The 16,705-nt window shown below is 37.5% G+C and carries 24 protein-coding genes; 2 read left to right on the top strand and 22 right to left on the bottom strand.

Annotation, left to right across the window (positions count from 1 at the left end; translation table 11 throughout):
- The 14 genes from ACZ5L8_RS10095 to ACZ5L8_RS10160 all read right to left on the bottom strand — a co-directional run bounded on the left by ACZ5L8_RS10095 (nt 1) and on the right by ACZ5L8_RS10160 (nt 9,853).
- Complete coding sequence (locus ACZ5L8_RS10095) at nt 1-570, bottom strand: hypothetical protein (protein WP_464437136.1); 570 nt, start codon at nt 568-570, stop codon at nt 1-3.
- A gap of 2 nt (nt 571-572) precedes the next feature.
- A complete protein-coding gene (locus ACZ5L8_RS10100) occupies nt 573-1,439 on the bottom strand; it encodes a hypothetical protein (protein WP_464437139.1) in 867 nt (288 codons plus the stop codon).
- Entirely contained in the window at nt 1,439-3,166 is a 1,728-nt protein-coding gene (locus tag ACZ5L8_RS10105) for a hypothetical protein (RefSeq protein WP_464437142.1), read from the bottom strand. The genes ACZ5L8_RS10100 and ACZ5L8_RS10105 overlap by 1 nt, the downstream gene beginning before the upstream one ends.
- Nucleotides 3,167-3,168: 2 nt before the next feature.
- The gene (locus ACZ5L8_RS10110) at nt 3,169-3,657 is read right to left on the bottom strand and encodes a lytic transglycosylase domain-containing protein (protein WP_464437145.1); all 489 of its coding nucleotides are present in this window, start codon (nt 3,655-3,657) and stop codon (nt 3,169-3,171) included.
- Nucleotides 3,658-3,660: 3 nt separating this feature from the next.
- Nucleotides 3,661-4,035, bottom strand: a complete 375-nt coding sequence (locus ACZ5L8_RS10115) for a carboxypeptidase-like regulatory domain-containing protein (protein ID WP_464437148.1) — start codon at nt 4,033-4,035, stop codon at nt 3,661-3,663.
- On the bottom strand, nt 4,035-4,562 hold the full coding sequence (locus ACZ5L8_RS10120) for a hypothetical protein (RefSeq protein WP_464437150.1): 528 nt from the start codon (nt 4,560-4,562) through the stop codon (nt 4,035-4,037). The genes ACZ5L8_RS10115 and ACZ5L8_RS10120 overlap by 1 nt, the downstream gene beginning before the upstream one ends.
- Nucleotides 4,562-4,744 carry a hypothetical protein gene (locus ACZ5L8_RS10125; RefSeq protein WP_464437152.1) on the bottom strand — a complete coding sequence of 61 codons (183 nt, stop codon included), beginning with the start codon at nt 4,742-4,744 and terminating at the stop codon, nt 4,562-4,564. The genes ACZ5L8_RS10120 and ACZ5L8_RS10125 overlap by 1 nt, the downstream gene beginning before the upstream one ends.
- A complete protein-coding gene (locus ACZ5L8_RS10130) occupies nt 4,744-5,532 on the bottom strand; it encodes a hypothetical protein (RefSeq protein WP_464437154.1) in 789 nt (262 codons plus the stop codon). Before ACZ5L8_RS10130 ends, ACZ5L8_RS10125 begins: the two co-directional genes overlap by 1 nt.
- A gap of 1 nt (nt 5,533) precedes the next feature.
- Nucleotides 5,534-5,794, bottom strand: a complete 261-nt coding sequence (locus tag ACZ5L8_RS10135; RefSeq protein WP_464437156.1) for a hypothetical protein — start codon at nt 5,792-5,794, stop codon at nt 5,534-5,536.
- Entirely contained in the window at nt 5,785-6,180 is a 396-nt protein-coding gene (locus ACZ5L8_RS10140; RefSeq protein ID WP_464437158.1) for a hypothetical protein, read from the bottom strand. Before ACZ5L8_RS10140 ends, ACZ5L8_RS10135 begins: the two co-directional genes overlap by 10 nt.
- Before the next feature lie 79 nt (nt 6,181-6,259).
- The gene (locus ACZ5L8_RS10145) at nt 6,260-6,871 is read right to left on the bottom strand and encodes a hypothetical protein (RefSeq protein ID WP_464437160.1); all 612 of its coding nucleotides are present in this window, start codon (nt 6,869-6,871) and stop codon (nt 6,260-6,262) included.
- 62 nt (nt 6,872-6,933) lie between these two features.
- Nucleotides 6,934-7,416, bottom strand: a complete 483-nt coding sequence (locus ACZ5L8_RS10150) for a hypothetical protein (RefSeq protein WP_464437162.1) — start codon at nt 7,414-7,416, stop codon at nt 6,934-6,936.
- A gap of 26 nt (nt 7,417-7,442) precedes the next feature.
- Nucleotides 7,443-8,210 (bottom strand): hypothetical protein, encoded by a 768-nt coding sequence (locus ACZ5L8_RS10155; protein WP_464437164.1) that lies wholly within the window; start codon nt 8,208-8,210, stop codon nt 7,443-7,445.
- Nucleotides 8,210-9,853, bottom strand: coding sequence for a hypothetical protein (locus tag ACZ5L8_RS10160; RefSeq protein ID WP_464437166.1), 1,644 nt, complete (start codon nt 9,851-9,853; stop codon nt 8,210-8,212). The genes ACZ5L8_RS10155 and ACZ5L8_RS10160 overlap by 1 nt, the downstream gene beginning before the upstream one ends.
- 767 nt (nt 9,854-10,620) lie before the next feature.
- On the opposite strand from ACZ5L8_RS10160, the gene ACZ5L8_RS10165 reads away from it, so the two are divergent.
- Nucleotides 10,621-12,180: a ParB N-terminal domain-containing protein gene (locus ACZ5L8_RS10165; protein WP_464437168.1), complete on the top strand. Its 1,560-nt coding sequence runs from the start codon at nt 10,621-10,623 to the stop codon at nt 12,178-12,180.
- On the top strand, nt 12,180-13,109 hold the full coding sequence (locus tag ACZ5L8_RS10170) for a DNA adenine methylase (RefSeq protein ID WP_464437170.1): 930 nt from the start codon (nt 12,180-12,182) through the stop codon (nt 13,107-13,109). The genes ACZ5L8_RS10165 and ACZ5L8_RS10170 overlap by 1 nt, the downstream gene beginning before the upstream one ends.
- A gap of 37 nt (nt 13,110-13,146) precedes the next feature.
- Here ACZ5L8_RS10170 and ACZ5L8_RS10175 read toward each other — a convergent pair whose 3' ends face one another.
- The 8 genes from ACZ5L8_RS10175 to ACZ5L8_RS10210 all read right to left on the bottom strand — a co-directional run bounded on the left by ACZ5L8_RS10175 (nt 13,147) and on the right by ACZ5L8_RS10210 (nt 16,695).
- Entirely contained in the window at nt 13,147-13,404 is a 258-nt protein-coding gene (locus tag ACZ5L8_RS10175; RefSeq protein WP_464437172.1) for a hypothetical protein, read from the bottom strand.
- A 302-nt stretch (nt 13,405-13,706) separates the two neighbouring features.
- The gene (locus tag ACZ5L8_RS10180) at nt 13,707-14,222 is read right to left on the bottom strand and encodes a KilA-N domain-containing protein (protein ID WP_464437174.1); all 516 of its coding nucleotides are present in this window, start codon (nt 14,220-14,222) and stop codon (nt 13,707-13,709) included.
- 11 nt (nt 14,223-14,233) lie between these two features.
- Nucleotides 14,234-14,380, bottom strand: coding sequence for a hypothetical protein (locus ACZ5L8_RS10185; protein ID WP_464437176.1), 147 nt, complete (start codon nt 14,378-14,380; stop codon nt 14,234-14,236).
- A gap of 29 nt (nt 14,381-14,409) precedes the next feature.
- Nucleotides 14,410-14,697: a hypothetical protein gene (locus ACZ5L8_RS10190; protein ID WP_464437177.1), complete on the bottom strand. Its 288-nt coding sequence runs from the start codon at nt 14,695-14,697 to the stop codon at nt 14,410-14,412.
- Nucleotides 14,698-14,763: 66 nt separating this feature from the next.
- Nucleotides 14,764-15,753 carry a phosphoadenosine phosphosulfate reductase domain-containing protein gene (locus tag ACZ5L8_RS10195; RefSeq protein ID WP_464437179.1) on the bottom strand — a complete coding sequence of 330 codons (990 nt, stop codon included), beginning with the start codon at nt 15,751-15,753 and terminating at the stop codon, nt 14,764-14,766.
- Nucleotides 15,750-15,986, bottom strand: coding sequence for a hypothetical protein (locus ACZ5L8_RS10200; RefSeq protein WP_464437181.1), 237 nt, complete (start codon nt 15,984-15,986; stop codon nt 15,750-15,752). The genes ACZ5L8_RS10195 and ACZ5L8_RS10200 overlap by 4 nt, the downstream gene beginning before the upstream one ends.
- Nucleotides 15,965-16,273 carry a hypothetical protein gene (locus ACZ5L8_RS10205; protein ID WP_464437183.1) on the bottom strand — a complete coding sequence of 103 codons (309 nt, stop codon included), beginning with the start codon at nt 16,271-16,273 and terminating at the stop codon, nt 15,965-15,967. Before ACZ5L8_RS10205 ends, ACZ5L8_RS10200 begins: the two co-directional genes overlap by 22 nt.
- 2 nt (nt 16,274-16,275) lie before the next feature.
- Nucleotides 16,276-16,695: a hypothetical protein gene (locus ACZ5L8_RS10210; protein ID WP_464437185.1), complete on the bottom strand. Its 420-nt coding sequence runs from the start codon at nt 16,693-16,695 to the stop codon at nt 16,276-16,278.
- Nucleotides 16,696-16,705 lie beyond the last annotated feature (10 nt).

A 16,705-nucleotide genomic window follows, 5' to 3' on the forward strand; every position in this document is an offset into this window, starting at 1 on the left:
TTAGTTTTCAAATTCAAATTGCTTGCTGGCCGGTTCTCCATTTATGATTAAATTTTCAAGAAGAAAACCGCGAGCAACAGGATTATTTACGTTAAGCTCTGGCGCATTAATTTCACCACCTGTAAAGAATTGCTTAACTTTTTCATAGGTTGGGAATCCATAAGAAACCACAATTGCACCTTCTGGCAATACACCATTATTCTGGCTTAAATATTCCACTAAAACGAAACGCTTATACTGCATTGTTTTACGCTCAATTTCTTCACTTGAAGCATTGGCACCAGGAACAAAAGATGCATCATAATCTGGGTTAGGAATATCTACTAGGCTGGTACGATTTGAAGTTTTCCCCTTGATATTTATTTCGCTATCTAAGCCAAAAAATACTAATTGCGCTTTTGCTATTGTCGCAACCTTACCTTCAACCTCATAATTAAGCCCAAACGTAACTGCTAAATAATTATCATTGCGCCTGTGGATAGTGGCTATATCTTCAATAAAAGCATTGTCAAACGTGCCTTGATCAGTTTTAGGGCTGGTATAAATACCATTCTTTGCTATTAATTTCATAATTACTCTGCTAGTTCTATATATTTTATTCCTACTACATCTAAACAGTTTAATTGCAGTTTGATATACATATTATCGTTAAATTCTGAATCCATTGTAACCTGGCCATTATATGAGAACATTCGTGTAACATTGTCAACCCTTTGTATTTTGAAAGAAAGGCCTTGATACATTTGATCAAAACTAGGATAACCACCCCCTAACGGTGTATTCGTACCATTTGGGGAAACGGATGACATTGTGCAATACGTGTTAATATATTCATCAGATGACTTACTATGAATATAACTGCAATAAAGTTTATACTTTAAAGAATCATCATTAAGCGATAACAATTCTATAAAATGATTATCCTTTGATGTATGGAAAGTACCATTTAAAATTGATGCAATCTTCCACTTAAATCGTATTTCATAATCAATATCTGGTGGAATAGTTATAAAGTTTGAATCAATTACCGCAATACCATTATCATTAATATTTGTAATCGATAATTCACCGGGATTAGGTGCAGTTAAGAAATTTAAAGTTGAATAATTTTCTAGTGAAGGAACAGTAACATCGCCTAGAACAACCAAAATCGCATCAGTCCAAACACTCTCTATACCATTATTTAAAATCACTTCAAAAGTGCCTTCAACACTACCTCTAGTAACATTTACTCTTACATGCTGTGAGTTTATAAATGTCATATAATTAACCGTTTGCCCCTCAAATATCACATCCATATCTGGTACAAAAAATTCGCCATACAGATCAACATCGCCTGTACTATCTGGCAAATAACTGTCTGGAATAATATCTACCAATAGCGGTGCAAACTGCCTGGCTAAACCTCTAATTCTGCTTGATTTTATTCTAGTTTCCATTATATTACTGCTTCAAATACAAATTCTATATGTTCATCGTTAGCCGGTGGGTCAACCAAAAGTGTAATTTCGTCTAGCCCGGTGATCTCAAAATCTACATCTATATAAATCTGCATACCCCCCACACTGCCTGTTATCTCTCTATCTTTTATGTTACCAGGTAGCGTAAAAACAGTATTGATACCATCCCTAGTACCTATCAAAGTATCATCTGTACTTCTAGCGTATAATGTTTTTGATGCTGCACCGGCTGGCGGTTCTGAAATTTTTATAATAGTATCTGGAGCCAGGTAAAAAGTTTTATCAAACAAATAGCTATTTACAAAGCGGTTAAGCCCAAATATATCTGCATAAGTAAGATTTACATTTTCTGCATACTGTGCAGCATCTAAATCAAATTCAAAAACCCTGGGCGCGGCTTGCTGAAGGTCAATGATATAATCTGTAAAGCCAGAAAAAACCAAATTACTGAAGAAAGCGTTAGCTTGGCTCATGGCACAAAAGCCAACATTACCACCTTCTTTGAATTTGGCAAGCTCTGGCAGATCATTTAAAGTAAACTCTAGTAATGTGGCATCGTCAATCACATCACTACCAAACTGGCTACACTTTACGGTGAAGTTATCACCGTTACGCTCAACTTGTAATTTTGAATTATTGCCAATCCATCCGTTACCTTGTCCTTCTACAATTGGAGCAAGTGCAGTACCGTTAGCAATTAATATCTGGCGGCTCTCATGATATGGGCTGGTAACAGCATTAAAACCACTATTGCCATTTTGCGAGAAATTGTAATAAATCGCATAGGTTATATCGCCCTGGCCGCTTAGTTCATTTAACAAACGGTGTGCGCTTATTGTATATTCAAATCCGGTTACTGGATCTTTATAAAAAGCCAGAATTAACCCCATCCAATCATCATCCCCATTCGTGCTGCTTAAGGAAGCCGCAAGGGTGTAACTAATGTATTTTTTAGGAGAAATGAAACCAGAAAAAACACCAAAGTTTTGCGTTAAAAATATGCGGTCATTTTGGCTGTCAAAACCCCATAATTTACGCTGATCAATCATTTCTTGAGTCACACCACCACCCAAACCAGGAAAATTAGGCGGTGAAGCATAATTGATATTGCTTACTCCGCTGTGTACGAATATATCCCAGCGGTTAAAAATTTCTTCAAGTGTCAGACCGTTTGCGCTTGCCTGGGCAAATTCTTCAGCGGTTTCAGTGATTATACCACGTTTTAATGTATAATCTGGCTTTACATCTTTGCCAGAAGTAATATAATGCACCTGGCCAGCTGAACCAGCTGGTAAAGAATAATCGGGAATAACTGGATCTGTGCGATCAACCGCGGCTAATAATTTAAAATTATCGCTGGTTACATTAATACCGCCAGCCCCTATCTTAACTGGTGTAGCACCTTCATAAGAATACAATTGATCAAAATTGCCCGAAGCAGCTTTAAAAAAATAGATTGTTGCGGCCTTAAGATCGTAGCTAGTTGCTGGCAATGCGTTGATAAACCCTTCTATTGTGGTATCATCTTCATTGCCTATATCGCCCAGGTCAATAGTTTTGCCACCATTATCATTGATCTGGTTAAGAATTTCAGTAATAGAAGTATAACCGTTTTCAGTTAGAAATTCCTGGTTAAGAATTTCATTGATAACGGTATTGTTTATTACAGTAGCACCCTGGCTAAATCTATTAGAAGGACCTGGCATTATTAAGCGTTTATGTTTTTATATAAAAAATACGTGGCAAAGCCCAGGACAAGAATTGTTCCCAGACCTAAAGAATATTTTGCAGCGGTGCGCCAGTTTTTACCTAGAATAGTATCAAGATAGTTTGCGGTTTCTGCTGGTAGTTTAGCAAGGCCTTTTCGTTCCACATTACCAATACCCCAATTATAAGCCGCTAGGGCTTTTGCATAATCACCGGCAATTTTTGGCCTGTCAAGTAGCCAGCGCATGTATCGTCCCCAGCCATCTAAGCTGCTTTCAAGATCAGAAGTATTTACACCCCATTCTTGTGCAGTGGTCGGCATAAATTGTGCGATACCTTTTGCGCCTACTGGGCTTACTGCGTTAATCTTAAAACGGCTTTCTTGCCAAAGTTGCTTAACGCCTTTTTCACGATCAATACCGTACTTATCAGCATAGTGATAAATGCGGCTTAACGTTTGGCTGTGTTGTGCATCGTAAGGTGTTGCCATGATCTATAATTTTACTTTTTTGGGAGTTTCACCGCCAGAAAATGCAACAAGTAGGCCTATAATTCCTAAACCTAATGAAGCGTAAACATGCCACGGGGTTTTTTCTTTTGGTTTGTTTGCTACGATCACAACTTCATCAAGCATTTCAGCTGAAGGGCGCAAAACAATTTTACTAGGCAAGTTTGCCCAGGATTGTTGCTGTGTGGCAAAACCCACATAAGAAATAATTACAGGCGCGCTAGGACTTTGAGCTTCCGCAACAACGTTACCATCAAAATCTGATATACTGCCGAAGTTTTTATCTGGAGTATAAACATTGGCACCCGGTAGCGGTGTGCCATAATCGTCAACGATCTGTATTTGTTTTCTTACGCTCATTACCTAAAAATTAATGGTAGTTCATTTATTATTTTCTGGTATCCCGTAGCTCCCACCTCGTTTGAAATCCATTCTCCTAACCTGTATCGATCTGCTGGCCAGATTCCATTTTTCCCGGTAAGTTTTACATAACGCTTATCGCCAAAAGCCTGCTCAATTTTCACAAAATCATTATGAGTAAAGCCTTGTAGAATCGATATTATTTGTGAAGGATCTGTTTTACCAAAGCTGCTCATTAAGGTATAGAGAGATTCAGCTATACTGTTAGCTTTTGCTGATGAAATTACAGGAGAAGGTTTTGAAGGATTATACTCTAAACCTGTTTTGGTATCTCCCTCAAAAATATCTCCTACTTTATCTCCAACAGAATTGAACCCCCTGTTTAATTTGTAAAGCAAGAAAGCTAAAACAGCAACACCCCCAACGATCAAAACCGTGTTAGGATTGGCTTTTACAACACTAACAGCCTTACTGGCCTTTTCTTCAATATTGCCCAGCTTTTTAGATGTCTTGCTTTTTGTACTCATTATGCGAATGCTTTTAACATTGAAAATTTAGAGGTTAGCATATTTCTCATTTTTGGAGATTTAGCCAGCTCGTGTAAATTGCTTAACTCTTTATCAGTTAAGTTGTCTGCTATGTATTGCAGTTGTTTTGTTCTTTCGTTTAGCGAAATAGGATTATCCGCTTTAACTGTTACGTGTGCCATTATGCTGCGTTGTTTTTTGTGTATTTAGCAAGCACTTGATTAATTTCTTCAACAAATTTTTCATTGCCGCTAATTGTTAATGAAAGGATGTAATAAATACTACTAGACATCTGCTTATCAATCAATGAAGCGTTAGCCTCTATAAAATCAAGAAGCGATCTTAAATGCCCTTCTAAATTATTAGCTGGAGCATTGAGAGCTGTAGGACTCCCCGGAGCTTTGCTCAAAAATCCCATTAAAGCTGGGGCTAAACCCTCAGCAAGTTTTGCGTAACCCTCAATACGGTTGTTACTCGCCTTCTCGTCGCGCTGCTCGTCTTTGAGACGTTCATTCTCTGCTTTTAAATCTTTGTTTTCTTGCTTTAATTCACGGTTTTCTGATTCAGCCTTTACAAGTAGTGTTTCAGCTGCACTCATTCTTACCATGTCTGGTAAAGAAAGCCCACCAGCAAGCCCAGGAGAGGGAACGCTTGCCACTGGAAGAGTGGCTGGGCTGGTTGCGTTCCCTACGGGCTGGGATTGATTGTTTTTATCTGAAATTTTAAAGGTTAACGGGCATGTGCGACTGTGATATGATGAACCGTTGCGCACTTTACGAATTACCGTTACTTGGGTAACTCCATTGTTTGCTAGGTCTAAAAACCACCCTTCAACAGAATCACTAGTTTCACGCGCAAGATCTTTATTAAGATAATGCTCAATTTCCTTTTGCTTAGTTGCGTCGAAAACTTCTAACGTATTGGTTGCCTTTTGCTCGACCCACTTTATAATTTCCTTTAAATCTTTCATTTTAACAGCCCTGTTTTACTCGTCCGTAAGTAACCGTAACCTTTGGCGCGGTATCTTCTGGATCAAATCTTATTTCTATACTATCTTTTACAGGAACATCGCTTACACCGGCAGAAAACACTTCACCAGGTGCGTAATCATCATTTAAGATATATACCGGTTTAGTGCCGTTGTTTTTAAAACGAGCATCCACCCAATAATCTAATTCGTAATTATCGACGTTTTCGGTGATCACATCACCGCCAAGTGTTGCTACTCGCATGATGCTCCTGGTACATAAATGTTGTCACCATTTACAGCCACAACTGGTTGTTTATAAATTTCAAATGCAACTTCAATTTCCGTTGCTGTGTTTAGCGCTTCTGATACCTGCACCTTAAGATCAAGTGTAGTACCACCGGCATAACTTAATAATCTACCGCGTTGCTGAAATGTGCCTAGTTTGCCATCAAACCAACCAATATGCAATGGATCATGTATTGTATTGCCGTTTTCTTCAATACTCAAACGCATAAGTTTATTAGGCGCTGGCAATGCCACAGCTCCTACAAAAACCTGTGCTGCAGCCGGTATCTTAATACTGCCAGTTGCTATTGTTGCAGCCGCTGCCAGATTCATTCTTACCGTTTTTATTTCGGGTTTATTCATCGTCTAGATTTTTGAGAATGAAAAAAAGCCCTGCCTTCCTTAAGAAAGCAAGGCTTTTTAAATTTCATTGATAATGAGATTATGCTTTACGAGTGGTCTTTGCTCCTTTCAACCTGATCTCTAAGAAATGGTTGTTTGCTGCATCAGCTGCATCAATTGAAACACCGTTAGGGGTAACCAACTGCATGGTAATAGCCTCTTCATCTTGAAGTACTTTATACCCTAAGAGCTCCACAAAATTATCGGCTGCACTTGCCGTTGCATCGCCTTTAATAAAGTTTGCCACCGGCTCATTAAGAATTTCACGCCCTTTTTGACGAATCACCAAGAAAGAATTCCTTAATTCTTGAGGCACGGCACCAGTTCCATAAGACTGATCTTTTTCTCCATTCGCCAATGCACCTTTAGCATAAGAAACTGAAAGTCGATCAAAGATGAAGCCCTGACCACTAGGCAGTTTATTTTCGTTAAGGGTACTAATACCACTTACCTTTTTTGTGGTTTCATCAATTATATCATAGATACCACCAGCACCAGAGATATTCTTACGAATCATCATGGTGTGATCATCGAGATACACGTTGCCCGCTTGAATTTCTGAGTTAAGCCCTGGCGAAAATCTACCTAGTTGTGCCATCTGACTCAAGAAGGAAAATGCTATGAAGAAAATTGCTTTATTCCAAGTTTCCATAATTAAATAATTAGTGTTAAAAAATGTTTTGTTTGTACTGAATAATTGAGTTTACTGCTCTTTTACGCGGCAGATTTCGCGCTCTCTTTTACTGGCTCAAATGCCTGACTGTTTTCATCCCACTGTGTTTCTACTGTTCTGGCAGGAACACGAGGCAAGGCGATTGATCTTGTAAATTCTGGCGCGCGCAATGGCATGTTAGGACATCTAAGACCTAGCGCACCACTGATCAGCTTTTGACCAGTTTCTTCACTGGTTGCATCAGGGTTAACTATTTTAGCCAGCTGCTCACGAGAAAGCTCATAACCTTCTTTTGCAGCCATACCCAGTGATACACTTCTTAACGCTGTGGAAAGTGGGTCAGTTGAAGGAAGGAAAATAGCTCCTGCCGTACCTGCACCTGTAATTCCCAAACTGGCCAGCTTCTTTTTGTCATTTGGCACAAGGGCTTTAACGGCTCCAGATACCATAACACCTACGATCACGCCGCCAACTGTGACAAGGGCATCAATGGTGTTCTTTTTGTTCAACTTTTTTGTCTTCATGGTTTTATTTAAAATTAAATTACATGCTATTTCATTTTAGCCAAGGCATAACCGCCCACGGCCGCGCCAACGATCCACATAAGAATATTTGGATTTTTAGCTACTTGATCAATCCCCCCCTTCACTTTATCTGCGATCTGATCTTTACCAGCTATTTCAAAAGAGTTGATCAAACTTTCAAAATCAATATCATCAACTGGTATTTCTGATATTACAAGTGAAGTATCACCAATGTTCAACGGGGCGTTTTGCCCTGTCTGGGTAAGGCCAAAAAGGCTAACGGTTACTGGTAAGGTTTCAAAATCCCATTTATAAGGTTCTAACCCATTTCCATACTGCGCAGCATTGATCTGACGATCTACTACACTTACACCAGCTGCACCGGCACTTTTAAGAGCCATCACATAGGCTTTATTAATCCAGTTAAGAATATGTGCAATGATTGCTTTTTTGGCGAAAGCCGTAACCTGTTGATTGCCTGTTGTACTCTTAGATTGTGTACAGTAAAATTTATGCGCAACCGAGTAACGTTCTATCAGTTTATTGATCGCGCCCACATAATCTGCACTTGTAAGCTGTGCCACTGAAGTAACAGCTGGCAAGGCTTGTAAATTTTTACGCAGATCATTTAAAACCTCTGGTAAAAACTGGCTGTCAATATACTCTAGTGCATTGCCTTTAAGATTTAAAGCAATAGGCTTAATACTATTACCTAGGCTAGTAGTTAAAAGCCCTAGATTAAGACTAGATAGGCTATTGATCAATGTTGCGATATGTTGTGCGCCCAGCTTCACTATTTTTTCTTTTTCTTGTTTACGAAATATGCTGTGGCCGCACCACCTACTAATAAGATTGCTGGTACCATTCCAAAACCTGCCTTTTGCGGCTGTGCTGCACTTGTGGGCTGATAGGTGTTTGTATTATCTGGCGTAGCCGTGTAAGTGGGCGTACTGGTTATTGTATAACCCGTGTTGCTTCCCTGTTGCTGGTTGTTTTTGGGCTGTGTAGAATCTACACTAGGAGAAGATGGTATTTGTACGTTTGGCGGTAATTGAACCGTATATTGCGTGACATAGTGATTTTGCCCACCAGGTACCGGGTTGCTTTGTGTCCATGTTTGTGTAGGGTGCGTAGGCACACGGTAAGAAAAAGAACTAAGCGGCACTTTTGTTTCTTGCACAATTGCACCTTTGCTCTTAACTAGACTAACTATCTTATCAACGTATTCTGCCTTTAGATCTTTAGCATTCTGCATACGCCATTTGTTAGCCTCTTTGGTGCTGTTTGCCTTACTATGGTTATTCAAACCATCAACGGCCTTTAAATACACCACATCAAGAAAAACGCCTACATCTGTAAGTGCCTTACCCAAATCGCTAGCGGTTTTAATTTTATCTACCAGCTGCTGTAATGGCTGCGCTGTAGTATCTGCAAATTCCTGTTGAGCTTTGCTAGGACTACCGCTGGCACCCCAACTGTTAAGACCAAACTCTTTTACTAGAGAGATATTCTCTTTAAGATTAAGGCCGCCCAAAACATTACTCATCCATCCACCACCTTCACCATTACCACTGCTTAAAACAGTGCTCGCCATGCCCGCTATTGCAGTAAAAGCGATACCCAGACCAGGTGCGTTAAGTGAAGATTGATTGTACGGAAAGAACTTAGAACCTACCGTTACACCACGCATATTGATATTAAAGCGCGGCTCTACACCTTGATTGATATAATACATCGCTTCCGCTTGTATCGCCTGGCATGTTGCCAGCGGTACATTTGAGAAACTATGCAATACGTTTACAAATAAATTGAGATTTTCAACAAGCTCAGTGTGACCTGTTGCTGCCGCGTTGAGACCACGGCAACGCGCCTGTTGCCTGCCGCTCATGGTGCGCATACTTTTAGTGGGTCTGGGGCTAGAAAGTCCTTGATGGCTAAGCATAAGCGTATCGTGTTTTTTTAAATAGATCACTTCATCGTTGTGATGCCTTGTGCCGTCTATAACATAGACTACATCATTTTTCTTGATCTCTTTGGTTTTTTGATTTGCAGGAATCACGACATACACGTGGGTAAAATCATCCGGGTAGTAGCCGGGTTGTGTTACTTGCCTGATCGCATGTTGTATGCCTAGATTAACAAGTATTGAACTGGCAAAAATGCTGAAGGTCTTACAATCTGCACCCTCAAAACGTTTTGCCCAGGCACAACCAGGGCTTAAAAGGTTTTGTAACTCACCATCAGCTACATATTGCAAGTGATCATATAAAAATTGATACACATTATCTGCCGTTTGCTTTAGCGTGTTGCCCTTAAGTAGTGGGGCAAGTTTCTGGGTGTGGTGCACATGCTGCATAACCCAGTCTTGCATATTCTCTACCGTGTAGAATGTATCTCCCTCTCCCAGATCAGTAACCGCACAAGCGGTACCCTGCATATAGCGGGCATATTTAGATTTACTAACAACCGGCCGGTGCAGGGCCTGAGAAATAAGGGTTTTATCATCCATCCAATCAATACATCAAAGAATCGTGATGACAAAGATTAAGCAGAAATGAAAGGCACAGGATTTTCAACGTATTGCAATAATGCTTAGCGTGTTGCAAAATATTTTAACCCGTTGCTATAATTACCAAATGTTAAATTTTGAAGACAAAACGGGTGAAAACACCTCTATGTATGAAGAACTAACCCCCTACATTTGATCTATCGGTTTAGCAGGGGTGTTTTATCGATAGAAAAGATACTAAGTGTTAATTGTATCTCTTCAACTAATATATTGAGTGGTTTTCTTAGGGGTAAGATCTGCTCTACTGCATTTAAAGCGTTCACGCTTTTTTTAAGTTATGAATTTGTTTAAGGCTAAGCCTCGCAACACGCGAGGTTTTTCTTTTTTAGTTGGCAATCTGCATTTCTCTAATTAACAACAATTATTTTAAAGTACTTTAAATTAAATGGTTACATTTAACGTGTTGGTCGACATGCTTTCACCCCTTAAGGTTTTAGGTATGTTAGAAAGGCAAGATGTAGGGTCTTGCCTTTTTTTCGTTAAGGCTTACGCCAAAAAACTCCTCACCCAACACGCCTGTTGCCCTTCAAATTACGGAAAACCATAAATAACTGATAACAAAGTAATTGTTTTATAATTTAAAATCATTTTTCTATATTTCCATGTTAGCTTTAATACCATCCAACCAATAAATTATGTATATAGATTACGCCTCATGGGAAACATTTGAATATAGTATCAAAACCCTCCAACTTGATTTAAACAATCCTAGAATAAAGTATAGAGGTAATACACTTAATCAAACACAGATTTTAAAGTTTCTCATCAAAAATGAAAAAGTTTATGAGTTAGCCAAGAAAATTTCAGAAGAAGGATTTTTTGTAGGTGAGGAACCTATTATTTGCATTGAAAATAACAAAAAAGTTGTTCTAGAAGGAAATAGAAGAACCGCTGCATTAAAATTATTACAAAATCCAAAAAAGTATCTATCAACATCTAAAGCAAATACTCTTCTTCAAAATATTTTGAAAAACAATTTTCCCGTTGACCGAAAATTAAGATGCTATATAGCTCCTAATCGTCTTTTAGCAAACCCTATTATATATGAAAGACATAATGGAGAAACCTTAAAAAGGTGGAAAACAGGAAATCAATATGCTTTCGTTGCAGAAATGTATTACGAAGATGGTTTATCTGTCGAGGATATTGGTGAAGTCCTAAATGAAAGTAGAGCTAAAATTCTCAAACCTTTAAAAGCATATAACCTTTTTCTTGAAGGAAAGGATATACTTGAAAAAGAAGAAGGAATCATTATCGAAATTACTGAATTTGAAATTACTAATCTCGAAAGATTTTATTCTTACGAACCAGCTAGAAAATTTTTAGGAATTGAGTTTGATAACGAAAGTGGTGAATTAATCATAGATCTAGAGCAAGAGGAATTTGAAAAGCGCCTATTAGAATTATTCAAAATTTTAATAGATGCTGAACGCTTTTCTCGTGATTTTAATAAAGATGAAGACAAAAAAAAGTTTGTAGATCGCTTAAATAATGATCCAAAATTTGATTTCTCTGCCAATAAAAAGGAAAAAACTAAAAGCAAAACTTCCAAGAAAAAATCAGATCTAGAGGCTCAAAAAAAGAAGGTTACACGACGACGAAAAACTTCACGAAAGAAAGCCTATGAGAATCGTATAATTGCACCGGATAAAGAGATAATCTTTGATAACGAAAAATTAGATTACCTCTTTGCTGAATTGAAGCATTTGCCCATTGATAAAGTATATTCTTTTGCAATTTTATTACGAACTTATCTAGAACAATCTTTATACTTTTATCTTAAAGAAAAGAAGTTGTTTGAAGATTTAAGTCATAAAACTAATTCAGAAGCTAACAAGAACAGCCTCAGAAAAGTACAAACCCTAATTCAATATATAAAGAAAAAGCACCATGTTAAAGATGAAATTGAGTCATCAGAAATAATGAGTATTCTCCGCTTTAATAGCACCAAGGATTATTCAAATGCATCACTTAAAATAATGCTGGATTACGTGAAAAATAATGAATTAGAAAACCATCTCGACTCACAAAAACTTAGAAATTTGAAACATTATATTGAAAGAATTAAAGATGGTTTAGATTTGGCAGTTCACAATATCGAAACGATAGTAGACTTATCTCACAATAAAAGAGCTTGGATACATTTAGAACCTCTTTTTGACATATTAAGTAATAATATTTATACTCAGGAATAATGCTTTATTCACCATTAAGATATCCAGGAGGTAAAAACAAACTTTCAGCATTCATTGCAAAAATTTGCATTGATAATGATATAAATGGCCACTATGTTGAGCCATATTCTGGCGGTGCATCTGTTGCTCTTTTCTTATTATTAGAAGGCTTTGTAGAAAATATCACAATTAATGACAAGGATAGATCAATTTATGCTTTCTGGTATTCTGTATTAAATAGGACTGACGAACTATGTTCAATGATTGATAGTGCTGAATTATCAATTGATGAATGGAACAAACAAAAAAAAATCCAAAGCCAAAAAGAATCTATTGATTTACTAACCTTAGGTTTTTCTACCTTTTATTTAAATAGGACAAATAGATCAGGTATTATAAATGCAGGAGTTATAGGCGGAATTAAGCAAACAGGAAATTACTTAATGGATTGTAGGTTTAATAAACCAGATTTAATTGATCGAATAAGAAAAATTGAAAAAAAGAAAAGTAATATTAATCTTTATCAAAAAGATGCAATTGATTTAATTGATCAAATTCAACTTGAATCTCAAAATAACAATGTTATTTTTTATTTTGACCCTCCATATTATTTAAAAGCTAACAGTCTATATCTTAATCATTATAAAGATAAAAATCATAAGGTTGTAAGTGATAAAATTAAAGCTATAGACAATATTAAATGGATTGTTTCATATGATAATGTTAAGCAGATAAAAGAATTATATTCAGATTGTAGTAAGAAAGAATTTGAGTTTAAACATACAGCCTATAAAGTGAGAGAAGGCAAAGAAATTCTATTCTTTAGTGACAACATACATAAGCCAGATATTCCCGATTGGAATCCACTCTTTTTTAAATTAAAACGCAAAAAGACTTCCAATGAGATAATCTATAAATCCAAAAAATCAAGAAAAAGCATTGCTTCATAAAAAAACCCCCGTAACGTGTTGCGGGGGTTTCTTGTTTTTAAGCGGTGGCGAGTAGCGGACTACTGCCTTCACTTTGTATGCGCTTGAGGATCTCAAGCAAATAATCTGTGTGCTGAAATTTTTCAGCCATAAGCGGGGTAATGTCCTCCTTGTTAAAGAAAGCTGCTTGTTTCAACGTGGTTTCTACAGCTTCTACAATTGAGGGAATGTCCAGATGGCAGCAAAAATCTATAAGCTCCAGCTGGGCTGGTGTTAATGCCGCGTGTTGCGGCTCGAATTCTTTTGAGTTTGTCATGACTCCAAAATTAAACGCGGGGCAACCCCTTAGGTGTGACAAACCTATCTGAGATAGAGTCGCCATACCTTTCGGTACACAGCTACTGCTATGCGGCCACCATAGGATTGCCCCTTATCGTTAATAAATATAAATCTGTGATTGGTCACAGATAGGTTTGTCGTTAACGAATATACGTTTAATTTTTGAAATTCAAAGGATTATACTCAACATGCCCTCTAATCTCATTGTGCGCTAAAATACACCAATATATTAGACCGTGCAGGATCGCGTGTTTTTACTTACGCATTGCGGGATATGCGCTACAGCTCTTTAAACAATTTATACTGGCCACGTATGGCGGTGAGTTTTGCGCTTTTAGCCTGTTTAACGCGTTGCTCTGCCTCAAAGTATTGTTGCGTAGCCTCCACGGTAGGTTTAGTAAGTAGTTGCTTTTTTAAGGCTTTCATTTCTTCTTTTGCCGCTTCTTGCAACGCGTGGGCTTCCCAATGTTTCTTGTAGTTACCAAAGACAATTTCATCAATGGTAGAATACACCCAATATTCAAATTCAGGGCTTAGCCAAGCAGCAAATTTTAAAGCTAGGCGTTTATTGAAATATATCCCATTTCGCCCTCTATCGTCAATTATTTGAGACCCTTTTGGGTCTCGTTTAGCGACTTCAATAAAAGCCTTTGCATGAGCTGTCCTTAAAAATTTTGCAGTTTTTCTGTCAAATATCTTTGCCATTTCAGTAGCGTTGACCATTACATTTTTATCAAGCGGGTTAACAAGAAAATGGATCTGGGTTTCCTGGTAAATAAATTCTAGCGATTTCATACAACTGGTTTTTAAATTACTTCTTCTATAAGTTCTACACTGCCACCGGGAGCGTGTTGATCGCGCCAGTCGTTTGCTAGTTTTAGCGCCAGCTTATAATTACTGGCTTCAAAAATCTTTTTAAAGAAATTGTTGATCTTGAATTTGTACTTTTTCATGGTATGTTGATTTTGATTACTATTTAAGATTATGAGCCTCGCAACGCGCAAAACTCTTCCCAAGTCTTTTGACCTGCATTTCTAAGTGTCATAAAGTCACTGCGGGCCACCAGCTCTATAAATGCCATATCTTCATTATCAAAATTGTGATGCAAAATATTGAGCAATCGTACAGAGGCTTTATCCCTGTGTGCTTTATAAAAACTTCTAATGGATGTTAAGTATTCCACCTCATGACCAGCGTCTTTAAGCAGCGCTGTAAGCAGTTCATTTTTCTCATTTTTTGAGAGGCTCTTAATAAAAACAGTAAAGTCCATACCTTGAAAATTAAATAGTTACCTTACTAATTTACCTGTTTTAACTCAAAAAGGGAAGTTTCCTTTCTATTCACAAATGCTATAGACTGATTTACATTTTGATTCTAGGCCTAAACCATACATTAAATCAAATTGAGCATTCTTATCGGCCAAATATTTCACCACATCATCCATAGTCGCTAACCTTTTACCGCTTTTTGGATCTAAACCAGTTCTGTATCTTAGTGGTATTTTATCTGGTGCAAAGAATGTTCCTCCTACATATTTTTCAGCAGTCCTAATCCTGTCTATTGTTTTAGGAAAATTGTTAATGATCATCTTCAATTCATCCTGACGAGCATTCTTGCAAGGAAAACAGCCGACACGTGAAGCCCCCATAAAATAAAGTGGATTAATATTATATCCTCTGTTTAAACTATAATACAAAACGTCTTCAGCTGAGCTATATACAAATGGTCTCATAATATCATCTGCGTAATTCTTACACCACTCAAAAACTTCCTTTTTACGGTATGTAAAGAACTTTTCATCCTTTTTACCAAGCTTCAATCTCTGCACTGCCTTTCTCAATTTTTCCTTTTGCTTATGGGAAATCTTATGACGTCTATAAAAGTATTTTTGAATGGTGAGGTTATTAGATGCGTAGGGTTCAAAATAATATTTGAAGTATCTACATTGCTCATTAGCATTTTTCCTGTTCTCACTTTCATCCCTTCTGATACCCTGAAAAATTGTAACGTGGTCCTTGATCTTCAGCAAGTAGTCGATCATAGGTTTTATCTTCAGTTCTTCCGTACAAAAGCCTGTCGTAAATGAAGGAAACCGCTTTTTCTTTTTACACAGATCTACAAATCCATCGTACTTTTTGGATTTAAGTGTTCTAAATGAAACACCAGATTTACTTACTAAATATTCAATATGATCATACGTAATCTGATGCTCCCATTTAGTATCGCAGAAAATAGCAGTAAGATTTTCAACACCATATTTTTCAATGCACCATAATAAAGTTGCTTGACTGTCTTTACCACCACTAATAGGAACTAATAATTTCATTCCCTAAACTCTTTTTCATAGCCCTTAGGGTAACCATATAAAGCGATCACCTTTTCAAACTCAGGTTTAAACAATATGCGATCATGCGCGTTGAAGCGCTCACCACGATGTTCTTTCATTGCAGCGTTTACTTCATCCATAAGTGTGCAATGATTAACCTTAGGGAACATCTTTTTCAACTCTGTTTTAGTAGGGTTGTACGGTAGCGGTCTTAATTCAGTTTTTTGCAGCATAGCTTTTCATTTTTAAGATTAAAATTCATTTTATCCCGCCCGTAGTCTCCTCTTTTTCTTGCTTTTATATAAAACCGTTTTGCAGCTCGCGCACCGGTTCTACTTTTTATAATGGTATGATGATCTGCCAGCCCTATTTCATAGCGCTCATACCCTAGTTTCTTTTCATCGTTTTGTTTTTTCTTTTCGATATACCACCGCACATACCACTTGCTAAAGTGATACAACAGGGCCATCAATGCGATCAATGCGGCAATAACAATGAGTAAAGCTTTGATAACATGCATGTTTATAGATTTTTGCGTTTTGAATTCAGGTTTACAATTTTTACTATCAACACGGCAACCAGGAGGATTAATGCTACTATGGCACATATACTTACAAATAGTGCGGTAACATAAAACCAGTCTCCCAACGGCTTGTGTTGTAGCAGGGGTAAAAAGGCAGCGGCCTGCAGCTCCTTTTTACGAAGCTGCTTTTTAATTTTTGACGCGTAAAAGGCATACATTTCTTTAATTCTATCTTCATAACCCTTCACCCATTTGCCTCTTATCATCATGGTGTATTGCAACCAGCGTTGTGTCCCCGTCTTTTTCTTGCCATTGTTGTCAACCTCTATGTAGGTATGCCAGGCAATATCTATGGGATAGATCGTGATGCCATGCGCTTCACATAACTCGCGGTTTGCTTGATCATTAAAATGTTCCATATCTCAAGGG

This window comes from Leeuwenhoekiella obamensis (genome assembly GCF_055391795.1).

What these genes read in the sequence shown, in the direction of transcription:
- ACZ5L8_RS10095 (WP_464437136.1), bottom strand. Translation starts at nt 570, where the DNA reads ATGAAATTAATAGCAAAGAATGGTATTTATACCAGCCCTAAAACTGAT.
- ACZ5L8_RS10100 (WP_464437139.1), bottom strand. Translation starts at nt 1,439, where the DNA reads ATGGAAACTAGAATAAAATCAAGCAGAATTAGAGGTTTAGCCAGGCAG.
- ACZ5L8_RS10105 (WP_464437142.1), bottom strand. Translation starts at nt 3,166, where the DNA reads ATGCCAGGTCCTTCTAATAGATTTAGCCAGGGTGCTACTGTAATAAAC.
- ACZ5L8_RS10110 (WP_464437145.1), bottom strand. Translation starts at nt 3,657, where the DNA reads ATGGCAACACCTTACGATGCACAACACAGCCAAACGTTAAGCCGCATT.
- ACZ5L8_RS10115 (WP_464437148.1), bottom strand. Translation starts at nt 4,035, where the DNA reads ATGAGCGTAAGAAAACAAATACAGATCGTTGACGATTATGGCACACCG.
- ACZ5L8_RS10120 (WP_464437150.1), bottom strand. Translation starts at nt 4,562, where the DNA reads ATGAGTACAAAAAGCAAGACATCTAAAAAGCTGGGCAATATTGAAGAA.
- ACZ5L8_RS10125 (WP_464437152.1), bottom strand. Translation starts at nt 4,744, where the DNA reads ATGGCACACGTAACAGTTAAAGCGGATAATCCTATTTCGCTAAACGAA.
- ACZ5L8_RS10130 (WP_464437154.1), bottom strand. Translation starts at nt 5,532, where the DNA reads ATGAAAGATTTAAAGGAAATTATAAAGTGGGTCGAGCAAAAGGCAACC.
- ACZ5L8_RS10135 (WP_464437156.1), bottom strand. Translation starts at nt 5,794, where the DNA reads ATGCGAGTAGCAACACTTGGCGGTGATGTGATCACCGAAAACGTCGAT.
- ACZ5L8_RS10140 (WP_464437158.1), bottom strand. Translation starts at nt 6,180, where the DNA reads ATGAATAAACCCGAAATAAAAACGGTAAGAATGAATCTGGCAGCGGCT.
- ACZ5L8_RS10145 (WP_464437160.1), bottom strand. Translation starts at nt 6,871, where the DNA reads ATGGAAACTTGGAATAAAGCAATTTTCTTCATAGCATTTTCCTTCTTG.
- ACZ5L8_RS10150 (WP_464437162.1), bottom strand. Translation starts at nt 7,416, where the DNA reads ATGAAGACAAAAAAGTTGAACAAAAAGAACACCATTGATGCCCTTGTC.
- ACZ5L8_RS10160 (WP_464437166.1), bottom strand. Translation starts at nt 9,853, where the DNA reads ATGCAGGGTACCGCTTGTGCGGTTACTGATCTGGGAGAGGGAGATACA.
- ACZ5L8_RS10165 (WP_464437168.1), top strand. Translation starts at nt 10,621, where the DNA reads ATGTATATAGATTACGCCTCATGGGAAACATTTGAATATAGTATCAAA.
- ACZ5L8_RS10170 (WP_464437170.1), top strand. Translation starts at nt 12,180, where the DNA reads ATGCTTTATTCACCATTAAGATATCCAGGAGGTAAAAACAAACTTTCA.
- ACZ5L8_RS10175 (WP_464437172.1), bottom strand. Translation starts at nt 13,404, where the DNA reads ATGACAAACTCAAAAGAATTCGAGCCGCAACACGCGGCATTAACACCA.
- ACZ5L8_RS10180 (WP_464437174.1), bottom strand. Translation starts at nt 14,222, where the DNA reads ATGAAATCGCTAGAATTTATTTACCAGGAAACCCAGATCCATTTTCTT.
- ACZ5L8_RS10185 (WP_464437176.1), bottom strand. Translation starts at nt 14,380, where the DNA reads ATGAAAAAGTACAAATTCAAGATCAACAATTTCTTTAAAAAGATTTTT.
- ACZ5L8_RS10190 (WP_464437177.1), bottom strand. Translation starts at nt 14,697, where the DNA reads ATGGACTTTACTGTTTTTATTAAGAGCCTCTCAAAAAATGAGAAAAAT.
- ACZ5L8_RS10195 (WP_464437179.1), bottom strand. Translation starts at nt 15,753, where the DNA reads ATGAAATTATTAGTTCCTATTAGTGGTGGTAAAGACAGTCAAGCAACT.
- ACZ5L8_RS10200 (WP_464437181.1), bottom strand. Translation starts at nt 15,986, where the DNA reads ATGCTGCAAAAAACTGAATTAAGACCGCTACCGTACAACCCTACTAAA.
- ACZ5L8_RS10205 (WP_464437183.1), bottom strand. Translation starts at nt 16,273, where the DNA reads ATGCATGTTATCAAAGCTTTACTCATTGTTATTGCCGCATTGATCGCA.
- ACZ5L8_RS10210 (WP_464437185.1), bottom strand. Translation starts at nt 16,695, where the DNA reads ATGGAACATTTTAATGATCAAGCAAACCGCGAGTTATGTGAAGCGCAT.